General features: G+C 58.5%; 20 protein-coding genes and 1 tRNA gene. 12 read left to right on the top strand and 9 right to left on the bottom strand.

Annotation, left to right across the window (positions count from 1 at the left end):
* Window positions 1-109: 109 nt before the first annotated feature.
* Together N1037_14190 and N1037_14185 are read right to left on the bottom strand one after the other, a co-directional pair.
* The gene (locus N1037_14190; GenBank protein ID UWS78416.1) at window positions 110-3,217 is read right to left on the bottom strand and encodes a valine--tRNA ligase; all 3,108 of its coding nucleotides are present in this window, start codon (window positions 3,215-3,217) and stop codon (window positions 110-112) included.
* A 103-nt stretch (window positions 3,218-3,320) separates the two neighbouring features.
* Window positions 3,321-3,755 carry an AsnC family transcriptional regulator gene (locus N1037_14185; protein ID UWS78415.1) on the bottom strand — a complete coding sequence of 145 codons (435 nt, stop codon included), beginning with the start codon at window positions 3,753-3,755 and terminating at the stop codon, window positions 3,321-3,323.
* Window positions 3,756-3,863: 108 nt separating this feature from the next.
* On the opposite strand from N1037_14185, the gene N1037_14180 reads away from it, so the two are divergent.
* Genes N1037_14180 through N1037_14170 form a run of 3 tightly spaced genes read left to right on the top strand, consistent with a single transcriptional unit; the run spans window position 3,864 to window position 8,432 of the window.
* Complete coding sequence (locus N1037_14180) at window positions 3,864-5,015, top strand: type III PLP-dependent enzyme (GenBank protein UWS78414.1); 1,152 nt, start codon at window positions 3,864-3,866, stop codon at window positions 5,013-5,015.
* 47 nt (window positions 5,016-5,062) lie between these two features.
* Entirely contained in the window at window positions 5,063-7,357 is a 2,295-nt protein-coding gene (locus N1037_14175; protein ID UWS78413.1) for a xanthine dehydrogenase family protein molybdopterin-binding subunit, read from the top strand.
* Window positions 7,338-8,432 (top strand): DUF2235 domain-containing protein, encoded by a 1,095-nt coding sequence (locus tag N1037_14170; protein ID UWS78412.1) that lies wholly within the window; start codon window positions 7,338-7,340, stop codon window positions 8,430-8,432. The genes N1037_14175 and N1037_14170 overlap by 20 nt, the downstream gene beginning before the upstream one ends.
* Before the next feature lie 86 nt (window positions 8,433-8,518).
* Here N1037_14170 and N1037_14165 read toward each other — a convergent pair whose 3' ends face one another.
* Both N1037_14165 and metF read right to left on the bottom strand, forming a co-directional pair.
* Window positions 8,519-9,010, bottom strand: a complete 492-nt coding sequence (locus N1037_14165) for a PaaI family thioesterase (GenBank protein ID UWS78411.1) — start codon at window positions 9,008-9,010, stop codon at window positions 8,519-8,521.
* Between the two features lie 114 nt (window positions 9,011-9,124).
* Window positions 9,125-9,994: a methylenetetrahydrofolate reductase [NAD(P)H] gene (gene metF / locus N1037_14160; GenBank protein UWS78410.1), complete on the bottom strand. Its 870-nt coding sequence runs from the start codon at window positions 9,992-9,994 to the stop codon at window positions 9,125-9,127.
* Window positions 9,995-10,089: 95 nt separating this feature from the next.
* On the opposite strand from metF, the gene N1037_14155 reads away from it, so the two are divergent.
* Both N1037_14155 and N1037_14150 read left to right on the top strand, forming a co-directional pair.
* The gene (locus N1037_14155; GenBank protein UWS78409.1) at window positions 10,090-10,995 is read left to right on the top strand and encodes a LysR family transcriptional regulator; all 906 of its coding nucleotides are present in this window, start codon (window positions 10,090-10,092) and stop codon (window positions 10,993-10,995) included.
* Between the two features lie 32 nt (window positions 10,996-11,027).
* Window positions 11,028-11,384 carry a hypothetical protein gene (locus N1037_14150; protein UWS78408.1) on the top strand — a complete coding sequence of 119 codons (357 nt, stop codon included), beginning with the start codon at window positions 11,028-11,030 and terminating at the stop codon, window positions 11,382-11,384.
* Window positions 11,385-11,480: 96 nt separating this feature from the next.
* Here N1037_14150 and N1037_14145 read toward each other — a convergent pair whose 3' ends face one another.
* Window positions 11,481-12,521, bottom strand: coding sequence for an NADP-dependent oxidoreductase (locus N1037_14145; protein ID UWS78407.1), 1,041 nt, complete (start codon window positions 12,519-12,521; stop codon window positions 11,481-11,483).
* Window positions 12,522-12,759: 238 nt separating this feature from the next.
* Between N1037_14145 and N1037_14140 the strand changes: the two genes are divergently transcribed.
* Window positions 12,760-13,545 carry an inositol monophosphatase gene (locus tag N1037_14140; protein UWS78406.1) on the top strand — a complete coding sequence of 262 codons (786 nt, stop codon included), beginning with the start codon at window positions 12,760-12,762 and terminating at the stop codon, window positions 13,543-13,545.
* Window positions 13,546-13,701: 156 nt separating this feature from the next.
* Here the strand turns inward: N1037_14140 and N1037_14135 are convergent, their stop codons facing one another.
* The 3 genes from N1037_14135 to putA are packed head-to-tail and all read right to left on the bottom strand — an operon-like array spanning window position 13,702 to window position 18,348.
* On the bottom strand, window positions 13,702-14,100 hold the full coding sequence (locus N1037_14135; protein UWS78405.1) for a GFA family protein: 399 nt from the start codon (window positions 14,098-14,100) through the stop codon (window positions 13,702-13,704).
* On the bottom strand, window positions 14,097-14,882 hold the full coding sequence (locus tag N1037_14130) for a rhomboid family intramembrane serine protease (protein ID UWS78404.1): 786 nt from the start codon (window positions 14,880-14,882) through the stop codon (window positions 14,097-14,099). The genes N1037_14135 and N1037_14130 overlap by 4 nt, the downstream gene beginning before the upstream one ends.
* A 58-nt stretch (window positions 14,883-14,940) precedes the next feature.
* Window positions 14,941-18,348, bottom strand: a complete 3,408-nt coding sequence (gene putA, locus N1037_14125) for a bifunctional proline dehydrogenase/L-glutamate gamma-semialdehyde dehydrogenase PutA (protein UWS78403.1) — start codon at window positions 18,346-18,348, stop codon at window positions 14,941-14,943.
* Window positions 18,349-18,473: 125 nt separating this feature from the next.
* Between putA and N1037_14120 the strand changes: the two genes are divergently transcribed.
* Together N1037_14120 and N1037_14115 are read left to right on the top strand one after the other, a co-directional pair.
* The gene (locus tag N1037_14120; protein ID UWS78402.1) at window positions 18,474-18,944 is read left to right on the top strand and encodes an Lrp/AsnC family transcriptional regulator; all 471 of its coding nucleotides are present in this window, start codon (window positions 18,474-18,476) and stop codon (window positions 18,942-18,944) included.
* Window positions 18,945-19,092: 148 nt separating this feature from the next.
* Window positions 19,093-19,179, top strand: a tRNA-Leu gene (locus N1037_14115).
* A 565-nt stretch (window positions 19,180-19,744) separates the two neighbouring features.
* Here the strand turns inward: N1037_14115 and N1037_14110 are convergent.
* The gene (locus tag N1037_14110) at window positions 19,745-20,125 is read right to left on the bottom strand and encodes a hypothetical protein (protein UWS78401.1); all 381 of its coding nucleotides are present in this window, start codon (window positions 20,123-20,125) and stop codon (window positions 19,745-19,747) included.
* Window positions 20,126-20,615: 490 nt separating this feature from the next.
* On the opposite strand from N1037_14110, the gene N1037_14105 reads away from it, so the two are divergent.
* The 4 genes from N1037_14105 to N1037_14090 all read left to right on the top strand — a co-directional run bounded on the left by N1037_14105 (window position 20,616) and on the right by N1037_14090 (window position 26,020).
* On the top strand, window positions 20,616-21,776 hold the full coding sequence (locus tag N1037_14105) for an ABC transporter substrate-binding protein (protein UWS78400.1): 1,161 nt from the start codon (window positions 20,616-20,618) through the stop codon (window positions 21,774-21,776).
* 113 nt (window positions 21,777-21,889) lie between these two features.
* Complete coding sequence (locus tag N1037_14100; protein ID UWS78399.1) at window positions 21,890-24,559, top strand: methyl-accepting chemotaxis protein; 2,670 nt, start codon at window positions 21,890-21,892, stop codon at window positions 24,557-24,559.
* A gap of 355 nt (window positions 24,560-24,914) precedes the next feature.
* Complete coding sequence (locus N1037_14095; protein UWS78398.1) at window positions 24,915-25,208, top strand: DUF1330 domain-containing protein; 294 nt, start codon at window positions 24,915-24,917, stop codon at window positions 25,206-25,208.
* Between the two features lie 11 nt (window positions 25,209-25,219).
* The gene (locus N1037_14090; GenBank protein ID UWS78397.1) at window positions 25,220-26,020 is read left to right on the top strand and encodes a GNAT family N-acetyltransferase; all 801 of its coding nucleotides are present in this window, start codon (window positions 25,220-25,222) and stop codon (window positions 26,018-26,020) included.
* The last annotated feature ends 116 nt before the right edge of the window (window positions 26,021-26,136 follow it).

Genomic DNA, 26,136 nt, shown 5'->3' with positions numbered 1-26,136 from the left:
GCGCGTGAAAATACCAAAAAATAACAAAAATACACGTCGCATATATGAAAAACGCCCGCGCGGTGGCGGGCGTTTTTTGGTGCGTATCCGTTCGAGAGCGGCGGTTGCCTTATTCAATTTCCTGCAGGCGCGACAGGGCGTCTTGCAGCTTGGCTTCTTCCTCTTCGCGTAAGGCGAGGTTCTCGCGGGCCTCTGCCACCACCTCATCCGGCGCCGAGGCGACAAATTTGGGGTTCTTGAGCCGACCGCGCAGCCCGCCCAGCTCTTTGGCCAGTTTGCCGAGGTTTTTCTTCAGCCGCGCCTTTTCCGCGTCCACGTCGATAATATCCGCCAGGGGCAGGCCAAAGCTGGCACCGGGTGCGGCAACGCTGGCGCAGCCTTTGGGGAAGCTCTCCACCTGATCCAGGCTCACCACGCGGGCGAGCTTCTTGATCATGGTTTCGTTGGCCTCCCAGGCGGCGCGGGCCGCATCATCAAACTGGGTGACAACCATCGGGATTTTGGAGCCGGCAGGTACGTTCATCTGGGCGCGGGCCGAGCGGATGTTTTCAATGGTGGTGATGACCCAGGTCATTTCCGTATCCGCCGCCTCGTTGACCAGCTCCAGCCCATATGTGGGCCAATCTGCATGCACCAGCATAGTGTCGCGCTTGGCGGTCTTGCCCCACAGCTCTTCGGTGATGAAGGGCATGATGGGGTGCAACAGCACCATACATTGATCCAGCACCCAGCCCAGGGTCTGGCGGGTCTCATTGATCACCGCCTCATCCTCTGAGCCAAACAGCGGCTTGGAGAGTTCGATATACCAGTCACAGACCTTGCCCCAGACAAAGGCATAAAGCGACAGCGCCGCATCGTTGAAACGGTAGGCCTCAAGCGCGGCGTCGACCTCAACGCGGACCTTGGCGGTTTCGCCAATGATCCACTGGTTTACGGCTGCCTGTGCATCCGGGCAGGAATAGCCAGGTTTGGCCTCATCATAGACCTCGTTGAAATTGGCAAAGTTCACCGCATTCCACAGTTTGGTGCCAAAGTTCCGGTAGCCGGCGATACGCTGCATATCCAGTTTCAGCACGCCACCAAGGGAGGCCATGGAGGCATTGGTAAAGCGCAGCGCATCGGCGCCGTATTCGTCAATGATTTCCAGAGGATCCACCACGTTGCCAGTGGATTTGGACATCTTCTTGCCCTTGGCGTCACGCACCAGCCCATGCAGGTAGACGGTGTCGAAGGGGATGCGCTGCTCGACGGGGAGGTCCTGATCCAGAACCGCCATCTGCATCATCATCATCCGCGCCACCCAGAAGAACAGGATGTCCTGACCGGTGACCAGCGTTGAGGTAGGGAAGTATTTCGAGGTTTCCTCGCTCCACTCGGGCCAGCCCAGGGTGCCAATCGGCCAGAGGCCAGAAGAGAACCAGGTGTCCAGCACGTCGGGGTCGCGCATTAGGTGCGCGTAGGCTTGGCCTTCCCACCAGAACTCATTGCTCTCGTCTTTGAAATCAGCAAAGCTATCACCAGCTTCGAGTTCTGTGTAACCGCCTAATCCCAGGTGAAATTTGTTGTAGTACTCATCAGCTTTCTTACATGCTTCATGGAAGTCAGCCCCACAGAATGCGACGACTTCGCTGTAATCAAGGGGGGAGGGCGAAAGAGGGGCCCCGGCTTCATCAACTGCGACTTTTGGCCCGTACCAAACCGGGATCTGGTGGCCCCACCACAGCTGGCGCGAGATGCACCAGGGCTCGATGTTTTCCAGCCAGTGATAATAGGTCTTCTCGCCGCTCTCGGGCAGGATCTTGACGGTGCCGTCTTTCACCGCGTCCAGCGCCGGGCCGACGATCTTGTCGGTCTCAACAAACCACTGGTCGGTCAGCATCGGCTCGATCACCACTTTGGAGCGGTCGCCAAAGGGCTGCATGATTGGCTTGGCCTCAACATAAGGCACGACCTCCGAGACCTCAGTCTCGTTGCCGTCCTCGTCTTTGACCGTTTTGGTCTCGGTCACCATCACGGCGAGACCCTCGGCAGTGATGTCAGCGATCACCGCCCTACGGGCCTCTTCGCGGGTCAGGCCGCGGTATTCTTCCGGCACCAGGTTCATCGCGGCGATGCTGGCCTCGGTGAACTCTGCCTCGCCATTGGCAATCGCCTGGGCGGTGGTGGCTTCCTCAACATAGGGCGCGCCGTCGCTGCGCATATTGGCCTTGGTGTCCATCAGGTTATACATCGGAATGCCGCCGCGCTTGGCGACCTGATAGTCGTTGAAATCATGGGCACCGGTGATTTTCACCGCGCCGGAACCAAAGTCTTTGTCGGGGTATTCATCCGTGATGATCGGGATCAGGCGGCGCTGCGCCTTGGGACCAACGGGAATCTCGCAGAGCATGCCCACGATGGGCGCGTAGCGTTCATCCGAGGGGTGCACCGCAACCGCGCCATCACCCAGCATGGTTTCGGGACGTGTCGTGGCGATGGAGATATAGTCGCGCTCTTCTTCGAGCGTAACATTGCCGTCCTCGTCCTTCTCGATATAAGTATAGGTGGCACCACCTGCCAGCGGGTATTTGAAGTGCCACATATGGCCGGGGGTCTCGATGTTCTCGACCTCCAGATCCGAGATCGCGGTTTCAAAATGCGGGTCCCAGTTGACCAGGCGCTTGCCGCGATAGATCAGGCCTTTGTTGTACATCTCCACAAAAACCTTGATCACGGCATCGTGGAAATTGGGCGAGTTCTCGTGGCCCGTACGGGTGTCGCCAGCTGCGCCTGCCATGGTAAAGGCGGTGCGGTCAAAGTCGCAGGAGGCGCCAAGGCGTTTGAGCTGCTCAATGATGGTCCCGCCGGACTGCTCTTTCCATTCCCAGATCTTGGCCAGGAAGTCAGGGCGGCTAAAGTCGGTGCGTTTCTTGCCTTCTTTGGCGAGCTCTCGCTCAACAACCATTTGCGTCGCAATACCTGCGTGGTCACATCCCGGCTGCCACAGGGTGTCAAAGCCCTGCATGCGCTTCCAGCGGATCAGGATGTCCTGCAGCGTGTTGTTAAAGGCATGGCCCATGTGCAGAACGCCGGTGACGTTTGGCGGCGGGATCATGATGCAATAGGTCGAGGCCTCAGGCTTGGCATTGGCGCCTGCTTTAAAGCAGCCGGCCTCTTCCCAGGCTTTGTATAGGCGGCTTTCAGCTTCGGCCGCGTCGAATGTCTTGTCCAGTGCCATGAGGGTCGTCCTGCGTCGGTTGAATTCGGGTTGCTGCATCCAATAACGAATGGACAGGCAAAGGGAAAGCCATCGCTGGGTTTGCAGGTAAAAAGGCCAGCGCCTAGGGGGTGCGATCCAGCTTGGTGGCCAGATGGATCAGGCTCTCGGAGGAGCGCACGCCACGGGCCTCGCCAATGCGATCTATGGTCTGATCCAGCTCGGCTGTGGTCTGGGCCACCACCTGGGCCAAAAGATCAAACCGCCCGGAGGTGGTATGCACCACCTCAACCCCCGACAGGCTGCGCAGCCGGGACAGCACCTCGGGGCCGGACCTTGGCTCGATCGAGATCAGCACCGTGGCCTGCAACGGCGGGCGCGTCGCCGCCGAGGCGCGCAGAGTATAGCCCTCAATTGCGCCGGTGGTTTCCAGCCGCTCAATCCGGGCCTGCACCGTGGTGCGGGCGAGCCCAAGCGCGCGGGCAAGGTCGGAGACCGGGCGGCGGGCGTTTTCTCGCAACAGGGTCAAAAGCTGCTGGTCAGTTTCGTCTGTTTTCATGCTGTGGCCTGCAATTTGCCGAAATTTTTCGTCACCCTAGTCGAAATGCCGGGGGATATCGACGCCAAAGCGACGGAAAATAAGCAAAACACTATGAGGCTTTACCAGATGCAGCAGATCCCCCCCCTATGGCTTGACCCTGAAACTCACCTGGCGCGACACAACCCGGATCACCCGATCCTTTATTTCTCGCCACGGGTGCTGCACCAGGTGGCGCAGCGGTTTCAGGCGGGTTTTGACGGGGTGGTCACCTATGCGGTCAAGGCCAACCCGCACCAGGCGGTGCTGTCGAATTTGGTGGCGGCCGGGATCTCGGCCTTTGACGTGGCCTCTCCGGCGGAGATGGCGGCCGTACGCCTGGCCAGCCCTGACGCGGTGATGCATTACAACAACCCGGTGCGTTCTATGGCTGAAATCGCAGCGGGGATCTCTCAGGATGTGGCCAGCTGGTCGGTGGATGAGCAATCCGAGCTGGATAAGCTGGCCGCCGTGCCCCGTGACAAGGAAATCGCAGTGCGTTTTGCCTTGCCGGTGGAGGGCGCGGCCTATGATTTTGGCAGCAAATTTGGCGCTGCCCCGGATGAGGCCGTTGCCTTGCTGAAACGGGTCGCCGCTGAGGGCTGGACCCCGGCGCTGTGTTTTCATCCCGGCACCCAGTGTGAGGATGCTGCGGCCTGGGTTGAATACATCCATGCGGCCAAGCGCATTGTTGAGGCGGCGGGGGTGTCGATTGCCCGGCTGAATGTGGGCGGGGGCTTTGCCGCTAACCGCGATGGGGTGGCGCCGGATCTGGAGCGGGTCTTTACAGCCATCAAAGGCGCCGTGGTTGCGGCCTTTGGCGCCAACCACCCGCAGCTGATTTGCGAACCGGGTCGGGCGATGGTTTCTGAATCCTTCACCCTGGCGGCGCGGATCAAGGGCATGCGCCAAGGCGGCGAGAGGGTGTTCCTGAACGATGGGATCTACGGCGGTCTGGTTGATATCCGTGATATGGGGCTTCCCGGGCGGGTTGAGGTGGTCAGCGCCACAGGCATCCACCGGCAAGCGGTGCGTACTCCGCGGGTTGTCTTTGGCCCCACCTGTGACAGCCTGGATCGACTGCCAGATGGTCTGCCGCTGCCGGCGGATACCCAGGCCGGGGATTATGTGCTGTTTCCGGGGTTGGGTGCCTATTCTTCCGCCATGAGCACCCAGTTCAATGGCTACGGGTTGTCTGACGTGGCGACGGTGATCGAGCTCTCTGGACAAGCGCGCCACTAAGGCTAAGGTCCCCCTAAAGCACCAGCCAGCGCGAACAGGGGGCGAGCATGGAAAAATTTGGAAAGAGTCAGCCGGTCAAACGGGTCGAGGATGTGCGGTTTCTGACCGGGCATGGTAACTATATCGAAGACTGCGCCCCGGCAGGCGCACTGCGGGCCTGGGTGCTGCGCAGTCCGGTTGCCCATGGGGTAATCTCGACCCTGGATCTGGCAGAGGCCCGCGCCGCCGATGGGGTGCATATGGTGTTGACCCTGGCTGACCTGCAGGCGGCGGGGCTGACCACCACCATGGATGCCACCGTGGTCAAAAACCGCGATGACAGCGATGGGGCCGCCCCTGAACGCCACATGCTGGCCAATGGCCGGGTCCGTTTTGTCGGGGAACCCATTGCGGTGGTGATTGCCGACACGCTGGATAAGGCGCGGGACGCGGGTGAGCTGATTGAGCTGGATATCGACGATCTGCCGGTCAAGTTGGACCTGCAGGCGGGTGGCGAGCCGTTGCACCCAGAAGCGCCAACCAACAGCGCCTTTGACTGGGGCATGGGAGACGAGGCGGCCACACAAGCGGCCTTTGAGGCTGCGGCCCATACCGTGGCGCTGCAGGTGGATGACAACCGCATTATCGTCAACGCCATGGAGCCACGGGGCTGTTTTGCCACCTGGAGCGAGGGGCGTTTGCATTTCACCTATGGGGGTCAGGGCGTCTGGGGGGCCAAAAGCCAACTAGCAGCCAAGCTGCATCTGTCCGAGGAGGAGGTGCATGTGGTGACGCCCGATGTGGGCGGTGGCTTTGGCATGAAGGCGATGACCTATCCGGAGTATTTTGTCGTCGCTCATGCCGCTAGGGCGTTGAAAAAACCGGTGTTCTGGATGTCGGACCGCACCGAGGCGATGCTCAGCGACAACGGTGGCCGCGATCTCACCTCGTTGGCGGAACTGGCCTTTGACGCGGATCTGAAAATCACCGCTTACCGGGTGCAGACCCGCTGTAACCTTGGGGCCTATAATTCGCAGTTTGGCCAACCGATCCAGACCCAGCTGTTCAGCCGGGTCCTGGCCGGGGTCTACGATATCAAAACCGCCTGGCTGCAGGTGGAAGGCATCTATACCAATACCACCCAGGTGGATGCCTATCGCGGCGCTGGGCGCCCCGAGGCGATTTATGTGCTGGAACGGGTGATGGATCGCGCCGCACGGGAGCTCGGGGTTGACCCGCTTGAGCTGCACCGTCGCAATTTTATTGCCCCGGGAAATTTCCCCTATGCCACGGTCACCGGCGAAAGCTATGATGTTGGCGATTTTTCTATGGTCCTGTCACGCGCCGAAGAAGAGGCCGATATTGCAGGGTTTGCGGCCCGTCGTGCCGCTGATGCAGAGGCCGGCAAACTGCGTGGTCTTGGCCTGTGTTACTATATCGAAAGCATTTTGGGCGACCCTTCAGAAGGCGCAGAGGTCGAATTTCTGGAGGATGGCCGGGTGAATATCTATGTTGGCACGCAGAGCAACGGGCAGGGGCATGAAACTGTCTATGCCCAGTTCCTCGCGGATCAGACGGGTATTCCGGCCGAGATGATCTCGACCATTCAGGGCGACAGTGACCGCATCGCCAAGGGCGGTGGCACCGGCGGGTCGCGTTCGGTGACCACCCAGGCCAATGCCACCTTGGCGACCGTGGACGTGATGGTTGCCGCCTTTAGCCCCTTCCTGGCAGAGGAAATGGGGGTTGAGGAAGAGGCGGTCAATTTTGACGGCGAGACGTTCCGGGCACCGGGGTCAAACCTGACGCCTTCGATGTTGGAAGTGGCAGAGATGGCCCGCGCGAAAGGCCGCATTGATTTGCTGCGTCACGCGGCGCGGGCGCAATTGCCGGGGCGCTCGTTTCCAAACGGGGCCCATCTCGCGGAAGTTGTGATCGACCCGGAGACCGGCACCTGCCATGTGGATCGCTATACCGTCGTTGATGATTTTGGTAACCTTATCAATCCTATGCTTGCCGAAGGTCAGGTGCATGGCGGTGTTGTGCAGGGGCTGGGCCAGGCGATGATGGAGCATGTGGTCTATGATGATGAGGGGCAGCTGCTCACGGCAACGTTTATGGACTACGCCTTGCCGCGCGCCGGTGACGTTCCCATGATTGGGTTTACCTCTGAGCCGGTGCCCTCGACCCAAAACCCGATGGGGATGAAGGGCTGCGGCGAGGCCGGGACAGTTGGCGCCCTGGCGGCATTGGCCAATGCGGTTCAAGATGCCACCTGGGACAAGGGCTTGCGGCAAGTGGACATGCCGTTCACACCGCTGAAACTATGGGAAGCACTACGGAATGGGACTGAAGCAGCTTAGAAATCGCTTTCTCGGATGGCTCGGGCGCCCCTTGCGCTCGGAACATTCCGGTGAGGCCAAGCTGCGGGGGCCGCAGGCCCATGTGATCATTCTAGATGGCACCATGTCGACGCTGGAACCGGGGCATGAGACACATGCCGGCAGGCTCTATCAGATGTGCCGTGAAATGGGGGCTGAGGTTTCGGTCTTTTATGAAGCCGGGGTGCAGTGGACCGGTTGGGCCAGTGCACCGGATGTGATGATGGGGCGCGGTATCAACCGGCAGATCCGCCGTGCCTATGGCTATCTTGCCTCGCGCTATCGCCCTGGCGACCGCATCTACCTGTTGGGCTATTCCCGTGGTGCCTATGCGGTGCGCTCGTTAGCGGGGGTGATCGGCGAGGTTGGCCTGTTAAAGGCGGAACATGCAACCGTGCGCAATATTCGCACCGCCTACCGCCATTACCAGCAGGCCGGATCGCCTGAGGTGGCGCAGGCCTTTCGCCGGGCGCATTGCCACGGCGAGACCAAAATAGAGATGATCGGCGTCTGGGACACGGTCAAGGCCCTGGGGCTGCGGCTGCCCCTGCTGTGGCGCTGGGCTGAAAGCCGCCATGCCTTTCACAACCATGAACTGGGCCCGCATGTAAAGCATGGCTACCATGCCCTGGCGCTGGACGAGACCCGCGATGTTTTCAAACCGGTGCTTTGGACCTGCCCGGAGGGCTGGAATGGTCGTATCGAACAGGTCTGGTTTCACGGGGCACATGGCGATATTGGCGGCCAGCTTGCTGGTTTTGAGGAGGCGCGACCCCTGTCCAATGTGCCGTTGGTCTGGATGTTGGAAAAGGCGGAGGACTGTGGCCTCGCCCTGCCGCAAGACTGGCGCATGCGTTTTCCGGTCGATCCCAAAGCGCCCTCAATCGGCACCTGGAAGGGCTGGGGCAAGATCTTTTTGCTGCGCAGCAAACGGCAGGTGGGATTGGACCCCAGTGAGCGGCTGCACAGCAGCGTTCAGGGCCGGGTGATGCAGCAGAAATCTGCGGGCTGGTTTGCCGGGCTGACAGGCAATGCGCCTTCAGCGCCGCGCCAATAACCAGGGTCTTTGGCCTCCACAGCGAAGGTCTCAGTTAAAGTCCCTGGTGGCTATTGTGGTGGAGTGGCGCCTACAGCGCCAAGCGCTCAGGCTTTGCTGCCAAAGACATTCATCACGATACAGGTGGTTGACCCCGTGGCGTAGAGCTTGCCATCCTTGACGCCGCGGATCTCGCCATGGGCCACCCCGGTGGAGCGCCCAACATGATCAATCAACCCGACGCAATCCACAGTGGTGCCCAGGGGAATGGATTTCAGGATATTGATCTTATATTCCAAGGTTGTATAGGCGGAGCCTTTGGGGACGGCCGTCATCACAGCGCAGGCCATGGCACTGTCGAGCAGCGTTCCGTACCAGCCGCCATGCACAGTCCCCATGGGATTGGTGACTTCGAATTCCGGGGTGCCACGAAACACCGCGCGCCCCTCTGAGACTTCGTGCAGGGTATAGCCCAGTTGTGCCCCGATTGGGGGGCCGGGCAGGCGCCCTTCCAGTATGCCCTGCATGAACTCAAGCCCGGAAAACTGAACAACCTGATCCATCGGCAACAGATCGGCTGGGGATTTTGCAACTGCCATGTCAGGGCCCTTTTTGTGCGAATTCCAAAGACGCACCAAAGGCGCCTCTTGAGTGAGGTGCCTTTAGTGCGTTCCTTTTTGGAATTACCTTAAAGGTCGGACCTGCAACAAGCTTTACGCTACGTTCTCCAAAGAGATGTTCGGCGTGAGGCCAAGCGCAAAGCAGACATCGCGGGTCAGTTCCGGACGGTTGAGCGTATAGAAATGCAGCTTCTTCACGCCCTCATCCAGCAGATCAGAACACAGTTCGCTGCAAATGGCGGTGGCCAGCAGGTCTTCGCGGTCGTCGCGGGCGGCCTTCGCAAAGGCGTCATCCACCCAGGCTGGGATCACGGTGCCGCAGCGCTTGGCAAAGTTACGTGCACCTTTCCAGTTTTCAATTGGCAGAATGCCGGGAACCAGCTTATCGCCGTTAATGCCCGCCTTGGCGCAGGCATCGCGGAAGCGCAGGAAGGTCTCGGGCTCAAAGAAGAACTGAGTGAGCGCCTCATCGGCGCCGGCGTCCAGCTTGCGCTTGAGCCAATCCACATCCGCTTGCGCATTGGCTGCCTCGGGGTGGGGATCTGGGTAGGCACCGACGCGTAGGGTAAATTTGCCGGTGGCCGCCAGGGCTTCGATGAGTTCAACCGAATTGGCAAAACCATCGGGATGGGGCACGAACTGGCTGCTGCCCTTAGGAGGGTCGCCGCGCAGGGCGACAATTTCACTGACACCAGCGTCGGCAAAGGTCTCGGCGATCTCCAGTGTTTCGGTCCGGCTGGCATCGACGCAGGTCAGATGCGCCGCCACGTTGAGCCCAGAGCTGCTATGGAGGGTTTTTACCGCATCCCGTGTCAAATCCCGTGTGGTGCCGCCGGCGCCGTAGGTGACGGATACAAAACGCGGATCAAGTGGAGCCAGGGTCTGCACGGTGTCCCATAGACGAAATGAGGCCTCCAGCGACTGCGGCGGGAAAAACTCAAATGAAATCTCAGGGCTGGTCATGACTTTGCTCTCCGTTTGATTTCGCTCTTGTTGCATGTGCAGCATTGTGAAACAATTTCATAATTCTCAAGAACAACATGAGCTGAGCTGTAGTTATGCATATCGAGTTTCGCCACCTGCGCACCATTAAGGCCATTCACGAGGCCGGAGGTTTGGCGCGGGCTGCTGATCAGCTCAACATTACCCAAAGCGCTTTGAGCCATCAAATCAAGGGTTTGGAGGATCAAGCCGGGGTCGAGCTGTTTCTGCGCCGCTCCAAGCCGATGAAGCTGTCGGCGGCGGGGCTGCGGTTGCTGCGCCTGGCGGAACAGGTGTTGCCCCAGGTCGAAGCAACCCAGGCGGAGTTTTCCTCATTGCGCGATGGCCATGCGGGACGGATGCATATCGCCATTGAATGCCACGCTTGTTTTGAGTGGCTGTTCCCGGTGCTTGAGGCCTTTCGCAAAAGCTGGTCCGATGTGGATGTGGACATTCGTCCGGGCCTCGCTTTTGACGCTTTGCCCGCGCTGCAAAAAGAGGAGGTGGATCTGGTGGTCTCGTCGGATCCTGAGGACATTCCCGGCGTCGATTTTATCGAACTCTTTGACTACAAGGCGGTTTTTGTCGCTTCCGCACAGCACCCGCTGGCCCAGAAAACCTATGTTGAGGCAGAGGATTTTGTCGGCCAAACGCTGATTACCTATCCGGTCGAGAAGTCACGGCTGGATGTGTTCAGCCAGTTGCTGACCCCGGCGCGGGTTGAACCGGAAAGCATTCGCCAGGTAGAGCTGACGGCAGTCATCCTGCTGTTGGTGGCCTCGAACCGGGGTATCACGGTGCTGCCGGACTGGGTGGTGCGCGAGGTGAAATACTCGTCTGATTATGTCACCCGGCCGCTGACTAAATCCGGCATCACCCGCCGCCTTTATGCGGCGATCCGCAGCGATGACCGGCAAAAGCCCTATATGCAGGAACTTATCCGCCTGGCCAAGGTCGAGGCGCGCAAACTGCAGCAGCAGTAGGCAGCGGGTCGGCAGTGTGAGGAAATGTAGACATGCACAGGTTCGATCTGAATGCGAAATTTCGCGCAATAGGAAGTGAAACTTCAGAAACGAGGATCGGCGAGATCTACCACGTTCGGGGCAGCTGGGGCGGGTCTGGTTCTGTTTCTACCCCGATTGCCAGGTATTTTGTCTGGCGGCCAGAACACATCGAAGGCGCGGCGCCCCATTGGCGCATTGACTGCTATTTCAAGAAGCACAAGCTGGCAGGGGATCCCAAAGCGCTGTCGCGGTTGCTTTCCAACAATATGCAAAATGCAGGGCTCTGCGATACGCCGATTTGGGTATCGTGGCATAGAAGTGATGAAATCAGTGGTGAAAGCATCGGCACTTTGTTTACCGACGACTAACTGACACATCAGTTTTTAGGGTGGTCTACTAACTAAAAAGGGCCCCAGATCCGCTGATCCTCTGAGGCCCTTTACTTTCATCATCGCGGCTATCTATTACACCAGCTTGACGATCTGCTTGCCGGTATTGCCACCCTTGAGCATCGCCATAAAGGCGGTTGGGGCGTTTTCCAGACCTTCGGCGATGTCTTCCACAAAGCGGAGCTCGCCTTTGGCCACCATTGGACCAACTTCCTTGAGGAACTCTGGGTAGCGGTCAAAATGGTTGGAGATGATAAAGCCGTTTACCGACAGGAACTTCACCAGCACATTGCGCCAGATGTTGGGGCCGGTGAGGGCCGCATCGCTGGCGCCTTCGCCCAGACCGCCGGCGTTGTACCAGGCGATCATGCCGCAGATTGGAATGCGGCCATGGGGGTTCATCATCGGCAGTACCGCCTCCAAAACCTTGCCGCCAACGTTTTCAAAATAGATGTCGATACCTTTGGGGCAGGCCTCTTTCAGATCCTTGCGCAGGGCGCGGGCATCCGCATAGGCGCGGTGATCCAGGCAGGCGTCAAAGCCAAAGGTTTCGACCGCCATTTTGCACTTTTCTGCGCCTCCAGCGATGCCGACAACACGCAGCCCTGCCTTTTTGGCCAGTTGCCCCACCATGGATCCAACCGGGCCAGTTGCCGCCGCCACAACAAGGGTTTCCCCCTCCTGGGGGCGGCCGTAAGCGGATAAGCCATGCCATCCGGTAAACCCGGGCATGCCCAAAACGCCAAGCGCAGCAGTGATAGGCCCCTGACTTGGATCCAGCTTGCGCAGCTCACGCGCAGGCAGGCAGCCATGGCTGGCCCAGCCAAACATACCAAAGGCAAAATCGCCCACCTTAAAATGGGGGCTGTTTGATGCGATGACCTCGCCGACGGCGCCGGCTTCCATACGGCCGCCGATTGGCACTGGGGCGGCGTAGGATTTGGCGTCATCCATACGTCCCCGCATATAGGGGTCCAGTGACATAAAGTGAACTTTTACAACTACTTCCCCGTCACCCGGAGTGGGCAGGGGGCTTGTTTCCAGTCGAAAATTTTCAGGCGTTGGTTCCGCCTCGGGGCGGCTTGCCAAAACGATTTCTTGCATTTCTGTGCTCATCTCTCTCTCCCTGTTGTGGCCCATCGCTCAGCGTGGTCTGCGGTGGGTTTTACTGAACTGTGTCGTTCAGTTTGGCCTTTGACAACCGTTGCACAGATATGACCCTGCGGAAAACCCAGCGGCCCGAAGGGGGAGGGGTATTTACCTGATGCTGCATTCACCCTTGGCAAATGCGACACTGGGGCGTATAGGCACGCATTGACCGACATCTCCCCGCATTCAACAGGATCCAGCAAACATGATTGGCAGCGCAAACCTTAATGTGATGATCAAAGCCGCCCGCAAGGCTGGCCGTTCCCTGGTGAAGGATTTCCAGGAAGTGGAAAACCTGCAGGTCTCGCGCAAGGGCGCTGGCGACTTTGTCTCCAAGGCCGATATCGCCGCCGAGAAGATCCTGAAGGATGAGCTGATGGGCGCCCGCCCGACCTATGGTTGGCTGGCCGAAGAAGGTGGCGAAACCCCCGGCGAGGATCCAACCCGTCGCTGGATTGTGGATCCGCTGGATGGCACCACCAACTTTCTGCATGGTCTGCCGCACTGGGCGATCTCCATCGCGCTGGAGCACAAGGGCAACATCGTTTCCGGGGTGATCTATGACCCCGCCAAGGATGAGATGTTCTTTGCCGAAAAAGGCACTGGCGCCTGGATGAACGAGACCCGTATTCGGGTGTCTGCTCGTCATCGCATGATTGAATCAATCTTTGCCACTGGCCTGCCTTTTGCGGGCCGGGCCGATCTGCCCGAAACCCTGCAGGATCTGGCGCGGCTTTTGCCTGCAACCGCTGGCGTGCGCCGCTTTGGTTCGGCAGCACTGGACATGGCCTATGTGGCTGCGGGCCGCTACGAGGGCTTTTGGGAGCGTCGCCTGCATTCCTGGGATCTGGCAGCGGGTATCATCATCGTAAAAGAAGCCGGCGGTCTGGCAGAATCCATGGACCCAGAGGCAAGCATTGTTGAGAGCGGCGAAGTGATCTGCGCCAACGAGCCGATCTTTGAAAGCTTTGCGAAGGTGGTCCGGGGCTAACCCCGCACTGAAGTCAGCGAGAACGATGAAAACGCGGCCCCTTTGGTCGCGTTTTTTGTTGCGTGGCGTTGTGTGTGCCAGTCGCGGCATCCTCGTCAACGCCCTGTACCTCCCCCCCCTGTATCTGCCTCATGGCGCAGATGCGGCCGCCGGTGCTCAGGCCTGCTGATCCGCAGGGTGGTTTACCCCGTCATTCCAGGGAATTTCGCCATGGCTCTGCGCATGGGTTCTGGGATTGGCCCCGTCGATGCAGCCCAGGTTGACCCCGCATTCATTCGGATCAGAGCGGCGTTGATGATGGGTGTAGATGCCGCAGGTCTTGCAGAAGTAGTGCTTGGCCGTTCCGGTGCCCCAGGTGTAGAGTCTCAGGTTTTTGTCGCCTTTGTGCACCTTTAGCGTACTGGTCAGCGCCGTTACCGCGGCAGCGCCCCGACGGCTGCAATAGGAACAGTCACAACGGGCGGCAGAGGCAAGCCCCTGCGGGAATTCGGCGCTCAAAACGACTGCGCCACAATGGCAGCGTGCGGTGAGTGTAACCACTTGGCTCTCCTTCATTTCCCCCAGGGGCCGGGATGTGTTCGGTTTGGGTTTTTCTTTTTGCGCGGCAGGCGCGGCACGCGGGTGACACTATAGGTGTATTCGGTCTTGGGGTTCGGTGGTGACCCCGCTGTTCGTTCCCAATACTTTGGACCGCCGCGGCGCAGCCAAAGGGGAAGCACCAGCACCAGACCCACCGCAAAGCCACCTGCATGGGCCCAATAGGCGACACCGCCCTCATCAGGGTTCGAGCCAAAGCCACCAAAGATCTGCAAGGCTAGCCAAAGCCCCAGCATCAGCGCGGCCGGCACCGTGATAACGCGGAAAAACACGATCAGGATCAGCAGTATATCGACGCGCGCCTTGGGAAACAGCAGCAAATAGCCGCCCATGACCCCTGCAATGGCACCAGAGGCTCCGATGGTGGGCACCTGCGAGGTCGGGGCCGCCAGGACATGGATCAGCCCGGCGCCAACGCCACAGGCAAGGTAGAAGGCGAGAAAGGGCAAATGCCCCATCTCATCCTCCAAGTTGTCGCCAAAGATCCAGAGAAACAGCATATTGCCGCCCAGATGCATCAACCCGCCATGGATGAAGACCGATGTGAGCAGGGTGGAAGAGTTCTCACCACCTACAATCTGGGCGGGGATGATCGCATAGGCCTGATAGAACTGCATCAGCGCACGCGGGTCGGCGCTGAGCCCCGAATACATCACAAAGGCCAGAATATTGGCCGCCATCAGGGTATAAACCACATAGGGGGTGCAGTTCGATGGGTTGTGGTCACGCAGTGGGAACATGGGGTGACGCTGGGCCGATTTTGGCCCAACGTCAAGATCTTATAGCGTTAAGGTCATCTTAACTTTCGCCGCCCAACAGGGCCGCATTACCACCTGCGGCGGTGGTGTCGACGCAGACGTGGCGCTCTGCCAGAACCCGGGCGCGATCAGGGTGGCCGGGGATCAGCGGCAGGATTGGCCCCTGGCGTTTGGCCAGGGTGCGCTCAATCTCGCGGCCGGTGTCTTCATCGCCCCACCACAGCACGCCTGCAATACCCTGGATGAACTCCAGCCGATGTAGATCAAACATGCCGTGGGCCTCAATGGCGGTACCGCCCATGCCGATGACCTCTTTGGCCTGGGCCGCTGCGGCGGTGGCACCGGGCCCCATGCACAGCAGTGGCGGGCGGGCCGAGGTGGTCAGCCGGTTGGACTCCCCCGTCGGCCCGGGCAGCGAGGTAGTGATGGGACGGCCAGGAACGCCAGTCTCACCGGGCAGATCTGCGGTGGTTGTCCCCCAGGTCTCGGCGCTGGTCTGGCGGTCTGGCGCGCAGAAGCGGGCCAGATAGTTCGGCCCCCCTGCCTTGGGGCCGGTGCCGGACAGGCCCTCGCCGCCAAAGGGTTGGCTGCCGACAATGGCGCCAATCTGGTTGCGGTTCACATAGATGTTGCCCGCGTGAATGCGGTCACAGACATGCTGAACCCGGTCATCAATGCGGGTGTGCAAGCCAAAGGTCAGCCCATATCCGGTGGCATTGATGTCGTTGATGACCTTGTCCAGATCCTGAGATTTAAAACGGGCCACATGCAGAACCGGGCCGAAGATCTCTTGCTCCAGATCGCCGATGCCCGTGACCGAAATCAGGGTCGGCCCGACAAAGGTGCCGGCCTGCGGCGTGCTCATCTCCTTCAACACCCGGCCTTCTGCACGGGCCTGATCGATATGGGCCAGAATGCCCGCACGGGCACCGGCATCAATCACCGGACCGCTGTCGACATTCAGGTGCCAGGGATCGCCAAGGTTCAGCACATCCATCGCGCCTTTGAGCATGGTCAGCACACCGTCGGCAACATCGTCCTGTAGATAGAGACAGCGCAGCGCGGAACAGCGCTGGCCTGCGGATTGAAAGGCGCTTTCAATTATCGACTGAACGGCCTGTTCGGGCAGGGCGGTGCTGTCGACGATCATTGCATTTAGCCCCCCGGTTTCGGCGATCAAAGGCGCGCCAGGGCGCAGGGTCTCGGCCATGGTGCTGCGGATCCGCATGGCGGTGGCGGTGGAGCCGGTAAAGGCAACGCCATCCACGCGGGCATCCCCCGTCAGGGCGGCACCAATTTTTGAACCTTGCCCTGGCAGCAATTGCAGGGCGCTGCGCGGCACACCGGCCTCGTGCATCAGCGAAATGGCGCGATGGGCAATCAGCGGCGTCTGTTCTGCTGGTTTCGCCAGCACCGCGTTGCCACAGGCCAGCCCTGCAGAAATCTGCCCCGAGAAAATCGCCAGCGGAAAGTTCCAGGGTGAGATACAGGTGAACACACCGGCAGGGGCTGCTTCGGGGATGTTTGCGGCGTAGTAGCGCATGAAATCCACCGCTTCGCGCAGCTCAGCCACCGCGTCTGGAATGCTCTTGCCGGCTTCGCGCGCCAGAATGGCAAAAAGCTCGCCAAAGTTTTCTTCATACAGATCCGCCGCCTTGTTCAGCGCCGCAGCCCGCTCAGCCGCAGGGGCATCCCAGGGCTGCGCGGCAGCGAGTGCCTGTTCCACATCCGCCGCACTGGCGGGGGTAACCTGCCCGACGGCGGTCAGATCAGAGGGGTTGATGACATCCTCAGCCGCCTCGGGGGCAGCATCACCGGCAATCAGCGGCGCCGCTTGCCAGCTGTGTGTGTGCCAGGGGGCGCGGGCCTGCTCAATCCGGGCAAGGGTGGGCGCGTGGCCCAGGTCAAAGCCTTTGGAATTGGGTCGTTCCGGGGCATAAAGCTCTGGCCCGGTTGGGATTTTATTGGCGCAATCCGCAGCCTCGACAAAGGGGTCGGCGGCGACCACTTCGGGGGCCACATCTTCGTCAACGATCTGATTGACAAACGAGCTGTTGGCGCCGTTTTCCAGCAGGCGACGCACCAGATAGGCCAACAGGTCACTATGGGCGCCAACAGGCGCATAGATGCGGCAACGGGTCTGGTTTTGCTCCAGCACCATGTTGTGCAGGGTTTCGCCCATGCCATGCAGGCGCTGGAATTCATAGGCCTCGGCATCGTCGGCCATATGCAGGATTGCGCTGACGGTATGGGCATTGTGGGTGGCAAACTGCGGATAGATCCGGTCGGTCATCTGCAACAGTTTGCGGGCATTGGCGATATAGGAAACATCGGTCAAGGCCTTGTTGGTGAAGACCGGAAAGCCATCGACGCCTTCGACCTGCGCCAGCTTGATCTCAGTGTCCCAATAGGCGCCCTTGACCAGACGCACCATAAAGCGGCGGTCGTATTTTTCGGCCATCTCATAGAGCGCGTCAATCGCCAGGCCGGTGCGTGGCCCATAGGCCTGGACCACAACGCCAAAGCCTTCCCAACCGGCCAGCGATGGATCCGAGACCACGGCTTCGATCACTTCCAGTGACAGCGACAGGCGGTCGGCCTCTTCGGCGTCTATGTTGAGGCCCATCTTTGCGGATTTCGCCAGCAGCGCCAGCGCCTTGATGCGTGGCACCAGCTCTTCCATGACGCGGGCTTCCTGGGCCAGTTCATAGCGCGGGTGCAAGGCTGAGAGCTTGATCGAAATGCCGGGGTTTTTGCGGATGTCATCCTCGGTGCAGCCTGCCGCAATTGCCGAGATCGCCTTGGAATAAGCCAGGTGATAGCGCGCGGCATCGGCTTCGGTACGGGCGGCTTCCCCCAGCATGTCGTAGGAGTAGGTATAGCCCTTGGACTCCATCCCGGCGGCCCGCTTCATGGCCGCTTCAATGTTTTCCCCCAGCACAAACTGACGGCCCATTTCCTTCATTGCGCGGCCTACGGCAGTGCGGATCACTGGCTCGCCCAGACGTTTGATTGCGCCGCGCAACGCGCCTACGGGGCTGCGGTCCTCATCCAGCACCCGCCCGGTCAGCATCAAGGCCCAGGTCGAGGCATTGACCAAAGACGAGGAGGAGCGACCCAGGTGTTTGCCCCAATCAGAGGGCGCGATCTTATCTTCGATCAGCGCATCAATGGTTTCCGCATCCGGCACCCGCAACAGGGCCTCTGCAAGGCACATCAAGGCGACGCCTTCGTCGGTGGAGAGGCCGTATTCCGCCAGGAAAACTTCCATCAGGCCCGGATTGGAATGGCCCCGGATGTCGCGCACCAATGTGGCCGCCTTGGCGCAGATCGCCGCGCGGTCCGCCGCATCCAGCGCTGCGGTCGTGCACAGCTGGGCGAACATCTTTTGTTGGTCGACATAGGTTCCGGCATCAATCCGGTCACGCAGTTTGCTGTGCTGGGTCATTCTGAGGCTCCAATTCTATAAGGAGGGCGTTTAGGCCAGATTATCGCTATTCTCGCAGGACAACAGACTTAAGATGGTGTAAATGTCAGGCTACTGATTGTATTTTTGGCTTTGGAGCGATCCAAATGGATTTTTCAGACCTTGATCTCTTTGATCGAAAGATTCTCAACGTATTGGCTGAGGATGGGCGAATTTCCATTGCCGATCTGGCCCGACGCATTGGGTTGTCGAAATCTCCGACCCAGGCACGGCTACGCCGACTGGAGAGCGCCGGGGTCATCACCGGATATCGTGCCCTGATTGATCCGATCCGTTTGGGACTGGATCACGTGGCCTTTGTGGAGGTCAAATTGGATGATACCCGCGAAGCAGCCCTGTCCAAGTTCAACGCGGCCGTGGTGAAGCTTCCGGAAATTGAGCAGGCTCATATGATGGCGTCGCATTTTGACTACCTTCTTAAGGTGCGCACGCGGTCAATGTCTGCCTACCGGCAGGTGTTGGGGGAAAAAATCTCCTCCCTGCCGCACGTGGCATCTACGTCGACCTATGTTGCGATGCAGGCGGTCAAGGAAGATGCGGTCATGGCCCCGGTCTGAGCGCCCCTTGTTTGGGTGCGCCTGGCAGGCGCAGGGGGGCAAAGGAGAGAGGCAAAAATGCACTTTTAGCCGATAAAACCGATTGTGCCTCAAGGTTTAGGCGGCTAGACCTTGGGACCAAGGCAAAGCCGAATACTGTGCCTCATTTGCGGGCGTGATGGAATGGTAGACATACCAGACTTAAAATCTGTTGGGCCTTGTGCCCGTGTGGGTTCGAGTCCCACCGCCCGCACCATTTGACTTTCGGACATGGACAGAAACCGTAAGGCCTTGAATGGTAAGGTGGTTTCTGCAGTTTGAAGTCCGGTTTCGCGCGATACACTCAGAGTGCCTGAAAAAGCCATACGCAACACCGTTCTCTTGAGTTCATAGGACCCCTTTTCCCAAATGTTCCAAGGGCTTGCCAAAAATTTCATGGAAAGTTCGAACATTTCGCCGAATTTACCCTCTGGGACGGCTTGCTTGGCAAGCTTTTCCTCCAAAGTGGCGGTTTCAGAGCGTAACTCCGCGATCCTCGTTTCGTAGGCGTGTGCAGTCTCCTCATATTGAGTTCGAGCAGCTCTACCTCTGAAACCTTCACCACAGACACGCCATTCTTCTTATAGATCTGAAAACAGCTTTCATTGGCGCGGCGATAAACGGTCGCGCGACTTAGGCCAAAAAGCTCTTTGCACTCTTTGATTCGCGCATAGATTTTCAGTGAAGGCGACGGTTGAAATGAACCTGCGGTCATGGCGGGGCTCCGTTTATTGGATGAGGTTGAGTGCGGTTTCGGGTGCGGGTCGGGCTTAGTTGGAATTCTAGGCAGCTGTGTCGAAGCGAATGTGCTTGCCGTCAGGGCAGACCAGCGAGAGGATATGAGGAACGCGGCGAGCCTCTGCCTCTTCCTTGGTGAAGCGCCCTGCGCGAAGGCCATCAGAGCAATTTCCGCAGCAGTTGGTGGCATAGAAGCTTTCGTTCTTGCGCGACCAGATTCGATAGACTTCCTGATCGCCAAACAGCGCGTTTTGCAACAACTCAGCGCGGCGAAAGTTTGATGCAGTCACTGCCTGGGAAAACAGTCGCTCAAGCCTTTCACGGCGCTTGCGCTCGTTTCTCTTGGTGCGCAAGTCTGCTGGCGCGTGGGCCCGGACCATCAAGGCCAGCCAAGCCGGTGAGTGCATCACAGCGGGTTTGGTCACCTTCGCGCAGTGCCCGCAGCGGGGATCAACGTATGACCAGCCCGCACCTGGATCCAGAAAAGCACGGGGTCAGCTTTGGCCAAGCCGTGGTCACTGTGGACCTCGAGCTTGGTGATTGCATGGTGAGAGCACCCCAGCGCGGCCCCATCGGCCCAAGCGCCTTAATTAGGCGTTTGAAATTTGGCTGACAGGGAGTCTGCTAAGCGCAGGAAGTGACCTGTGCAAAGTTAAGCTCAAATCGAAAAGCCGACATTCAGACTTCCCTGCAAAAGGTGCATCGGCTCAAAATTCATGCAGCCTTGTTTGCACACTTAGGTCCATTTGCCCCGGATGCCCCCTAAATCACGTGACCACATGGTTGCAGAAGGTTCTAGATCTTCGCAGTTTCTCAAGATCACTAAAATCGTACCTAAAAACACAGACCAAATTTCGCACAAGTTAACATTCCACCAGCAAGTTGGCTCACCATCATCTATGTGGAGTCTGATTGATGTCTTTCAACAAGTCTATCTTGGCTGCTGCGGCTTTAGCAGCGCTACCTATGTTAACGAGTGCAGAAGAAGGCGTGACCAGTACTTCTGTTGCTTTTGCCCAAGTCGCGGCCCTTGAAGGTCCTGCGGCGGCACTGGGCCAGGGCATGCGTCTTGGCATGCAGGCGGCGTTCGAAGAAGCCAATGCTGCTGGCGGTGTTCATGGCCGTACAATTACTCTGGACAGCATGAATGACAACTACGAGCCCGATCGCTCGGTTGCGCTGGTGAAGTCGGTTGTTGCAGACAACAATCACCTGGGCCTGATCGGCGCAGTTGGAACGCCAACAGCCTCAGCGACCCAGCCAATCGCGACCGAAGCGAATATGCCTTTTGTTGGTCCCTTTACTGGCGCTGGCTTTCTGCGGGATGCGAGCCTTGGCAACGTCTTCAATGTGCGCGCGACCTATTTTGCTGAAACCGAGGCTTGGATTGAGTATCTGGTTGACCAACAGGGCATGAAATCCATTGCCTTGCTGTACCAAGACGACGGGTTTGGTCGTGTTGGCCTGGCCGGGGTTACCGCTGCGCTGGAACGCCGTGGCATGACTTTGGTTGCCGAGGGCACCTATACGCGTAACACCACTGCGGTGAAAAAGGCGCTCCTGACCATCAAAAAGGCCAAGCCGGATGCGGTGGTCATGGTTGGCGCCTACAAACCGGTTGCCGAGTTCATCAAATTGTCTCGCCGTCTCAAGTTCAACCCAACCTTTGTAAATATCTCATTTGTTGGCTCCGATGCGCTGGCGCAAGAGCTGGGTGACGCCGGTGAAGATGTGATCATCAGCCAGGTTGTGCCTTTCCCATGGGATACAGACGTACCAGCCGTTGCACAGTACCAAGCGGCCTTGAAAACCGTCGCCCCTGACGCCAACCCTGGTTTTGTTACGCTTGAGGGCTATCTGACCGGTCGCCTCGCATTGGCCGCCCTGGACGCCGCGGGTGCGGATCTGACGCGGCAATCCTATCTGGAGGCTCTTGGCGGACTGCAAACGCTCGATTTTGGCGGCGTGACCATGACCTTTGGCCCGGACGACAACCAGGGCATGGACAGTGTCTTTTTAACCAGAATCACCAAAGATGGCGGTTTTGAGCAAGTCACTTCCGGCGGAGCGTCCTGATCCAGGATCTCTGGCTCGGCGCTGAGGCGTCTTAAAGAAAAATCTGCCCGGTGGACGGGCAGATCCCACGGGGCCCTGCGACACCACTCGGGATCGCGAAAATAGGTACGAACATGACGAAGCAGCCAAAACAAACAGCCAAACGTCGCCGCCATCCCCTGTCCAGCATCAGGGCAAAGATCATCCTGATTCTTCTGTCTATGGCCGCAACGTCAGCAGCATGCGGGTTTGCCGTTTTCTTTGCTTTTGAACGCATTGCCGGAGATATGGACAGTCTCGCCCAGAACAAGCTCCCGCAAATGGAACAAAGCAGCCAGCTCATGGGGGCTGCCAGCACCACAAAAGATGCGATGGTCGCGGTGATGCTTGCAGAAACCCCTGATTCCCTGGATGTGGCGGCAGGCTCGGTGCGCGAGGCGGTTGCACAGTTGAAAACCGCAGTTGGCCAGCTCCCTGAGGCGCTAGGTTCTGAATTTGCGGAAGATGTTGTCGCCGTTGAAACCGCTCTGGCAGCTTCGATTTCGGCCCGTTCGACCGCTTTTAAAAACTCGGCATGGGTTGTGACCCAAACCAGCGAACTCCAAGAGAACAGCAGTATCCTGCAGGGAACTTTGGTGCAGATCGCGGATGATGCTTATTTCAATCTGACACTTGGCGGCGAAGATACCATGTCGTCAATCGAGGCCACCTTGATGGATCTGGTCGAAACAAAATTCGCAACCCTGCAAACACTTCTAGAAGCCCGTGCCGAGGTCAACCTTTTGTCCGGTGTCGCACTGGCCATTGGTCGCGCCCAGGACAGCGGCCTGGTTTCTATCCTGGCGGATTTGGCAAAGGCGTCCGATGCTCGTTTGTCGGATGCTTTGGACAGTCTTGAAACCAACGCAGCCGATATAATCGCGGTTGCCGAGTTGCGCAGTGCGAAGGATGCGCTGCAGCAGGCGATTGCGCAGGGCAACTCTCAAAGCTCTGCAATGCGGCAAGACGTTCTCTCGGCCCGCCAGTCCAGCGATGCGATCCTTGCGTCAGCTGTGGATGACATGGTTTTTGAGCTTACTCTTTCAGCCGATGACGTCAGTACCGGAAACCGAGATGCAATCCAAAGCCTGCTCGACAATGAGGTCGGGTTTTTGAACACGCTGTTGGAAATCAACACTTGGATCAGCAGCTTTCAGGTCGCGGCTTTGGATGTGGTGACATCCCCGGGAGTTGATGAAACGCGCCTGGCTGCAAAAGCTTTGGAACGGGCTGCCGAAGCTCTTGGGGGGTATATGGATTTCAATGATGGAATTCTGTCGGAATCCTTGACGGCGATGACAGCATTGGCAGATCCGGATCAGGGGCTTGCCGCCTTTCGGATTGCTTCTATTTCTGCAGATGCGACGGCCACAGTTGAAGCGAAGTCCACTGCAAAGGCTGTGCTGCAAATTGCAGGACGCGCCTCATTGCTTGGGTCGGAAAGTCAGGGCGAAATCGAGGTCATGGCCGGGGAAATTTCCTCCGAAGTCGGGACTGCAAAAGCAAACCTTGAATATCTCTTGATGTTCTCTGGTGGACTTCTGGTCGCAGCGCTTCTGCTGACACAATGGCTGGTTCAGCGCCCTCTGAATGCCATCAGCCAAACAACGGAACGTTTGGCCGATGGCGATCTCAGCCCGATTGCGGGTTTCGACAAGGCCAGTGATGAGATCTACAGAATTGCTCAAGCTTTGACGATCTTTCGCAACGGCCTGGTTGAAAAACAAGAACTGGCCAAGACTGCCGAAGCAGAAAGGGCGGCCCATCAGGCGCATCAAGCCGCAGCGGTCACTGCTATCGGTGACGGGCTGTCGCATCTGGCAAAGGGCGATTTGACCTACCGGATAAAAGAGGAACTGACAGATGGCTATGCCCAGCTGAGGGCCGATTTCAACAGCACCGCCGAAACACTTTGCAACACAGTTGTCGAAGTGGTCGCTGTATCCACCTCAATTCGCAACGGAGCCTCTGAAATCAGTCAGGCGTCGGATGATCTGTCACGCCGAACAGAAAGCCAGGCCGCGACCCTGGAGGAAACTGCGGCTGCCCTGGACGAGCTGACAGCCAGTGTGCGCTCGGCCGCCGAAGGTGCCCGTTCGGCAGAAGCAACAACACAGGAAGCGAAATCAGAAGCAACAGATAGCGGTGCCATCGTGGAGCGGGCTATGGTTGCCATGCAGGACATCGAGACGAGCTCGACTCAGATTGCTCAGATCATCGGGGTGATTGATGATATTGCATTCCAGACCAATCTATTGGCTCTGAATGCGGGTGTTGAAGCTGCTCGTGCAGGTGACGCCGGCCGTGGCTTCGCTGTGGTAGCCTCCGAGGTCCGCGGCCTTTCTCAACGTACAGCGACAGCGGCCCGGGAAATCACCGGTCTGATTGGCAAAAGCTCTCAACAGGTGAACTCCGGTGTTGAGTTGGTCGGCGGAGCAGGGGAGGCCCTGCAATCCATCGTCGACCGGGTAAGCAATATTTCTCGCCTGGTTTCGGAAATCGCTGACGGCGCCACAGAGCAGGCAACTGGACTGAATGAAACAAATATTGGCATTACTGAACTGGACAAGGTCACACAGCAGAATGCAGCCATGGTAGAAGAATCCACAGCAGCGAGCCATTTGCTAAGAAGTGATGCGGGGAAATTGTCAGAGCTGGTGGCACATTTTAACGTTTCAATCGACTTGGCTGGCGAAGACGAAGGCGCTGCCCAGGACTGGGACGTGGCAAACGATCATGAGGGCGCAGCAGTCCTTTATGGCTGATAGAAGCCATGAGTCATTGGCAGCCTGTAGTGCGTTTGTTTCACGGTGTAATTCTCTTTCATAGGAGGCTGGTTTGAATGTCAGCTTAGAAACCTGCAGTGTTCAAACAGTACGTTTCCTTTGGGCTGACTGCGGTCGCCGTCGACGTAAACGGAAACCGCTTAGGACGATGATCAGCTCTCTACACCGCCGCAGGTCGGCTTTGCGCGCCAGATTGCCTTTGTATACGGTTTGCCAAATGTGCGGTTCCCAAGCCGTTTGAGGGACGCACGGAATCAAGTTAAATTTGACATTGTTCCGGACGGGATGGCATCCTTGCCTCGGTTAGTCCCTTGAGCGAAAAAGGCCTGGTACGATGAGAGCATTCGTAATCGGACAGATGCAGATCAACAGTCGCGACTGGATGGATGAGTATTTTTCGAAGATCCCCGATGTTGTCGCGCTACATCAAGGGCAGTTTCTGGTGCGGGGCGGCGATCCCGAGTGCCTTGAAGGCGACAACGCGCTTCCTGACGCTGCCTTCATAATCGAGTTTCCGGACCGCAGTTTCGCGAAGGACTTCTGGGGATCGAAGGAGTTCCAGGCGCTTGCGGTCTTGCGCCGAACCGGATCGACGCTCAACGCGATTTTGGTCGACAAACTAGCGTAGAGGATTTTGGAATGGTTGCTCCCCTCAATCCATATCATGGCGAACCCAAGATCCAGGCACTTCAAAAAGCCAGAGACAAGCAGGTCGCCGAACTCTTCGACCTGCCTGGCGCAGTGGTTCACGCCCGCACCTTTTCGACCGACGATCCCGCTGCGTTGGGCTGGGATTACCTGCGAAGGATCATGTCCGAAGAAGGCCTAGTGACATTGCGAGGTGCCGACGCGGTGACCATTGAAACTGCTAAATCGGAACTGATCAACTTTGACCCCAAACTGCATTATTGGGACCTTTTCGTGGCGAACGCCCAGACCATTAAGGACATCTGCGGAAAAATCTTTGACGTAGCGCTCCCCGAAGGTGTGACACGTTTGGGTGACGAAGAGTTGACGCCGCAAAAGGCCCGCGAAATCCAAACATTCCTTGCGGATCAAGGTGTCTCCCCGTTCTCGACGGATGCCCTTCTAGGCAAGCTCTTTCCAGCGAGGTTGATTGCCTTGCAAAACGCCGAAGAGAAAATTGTCGCGGCCGGTTTCGCGGCCATGACGCACAACCGACACAGCCCGTTTCATAAATCAGCGTGGGTAGGCCTCATCGCAGTCGACCTTGCTCTGCGCGGTCTGGGACTTGGCAAATACATGGACGCGCTCTGCAACCTCGTTGCCATTGATGAACTAGGTGCGATATCCACAATGGAGTTTGTCGCACAAGACAATGCTCCGTCGCGCGCAATGCTGGAAAGTTGCGGCTTGAGGCAGGCAGAAGGAATGTGGGTTGTGATGTTTTCAACATCCACTGACCGCATCACTAAATAGCGGTCATTCCGACAATGCCATGCGAGCCAATGGCTCTTTCGCTTCCCTGTCATTCGACCAAGGCACAGCATTGTCCACGGTAGTTGACCCAAGATGAATGTCCGGATCGGGGAATT

The sequence above is a fragment of the Phaeobacter sp. G2 genome (genome assembly GCA_025163595.1).
GTDB lineage: Bacteria > Pseudomonadota > Alphaproteobacteria > Rhodobacterales > Rhodobacteraceae > Pseudophaeobacter.
The sequence above is the reverse complement of the archived record's forward strand: the minus strand, read 5'-3'. Positions and strand labels throughout refer to the sequence as shown.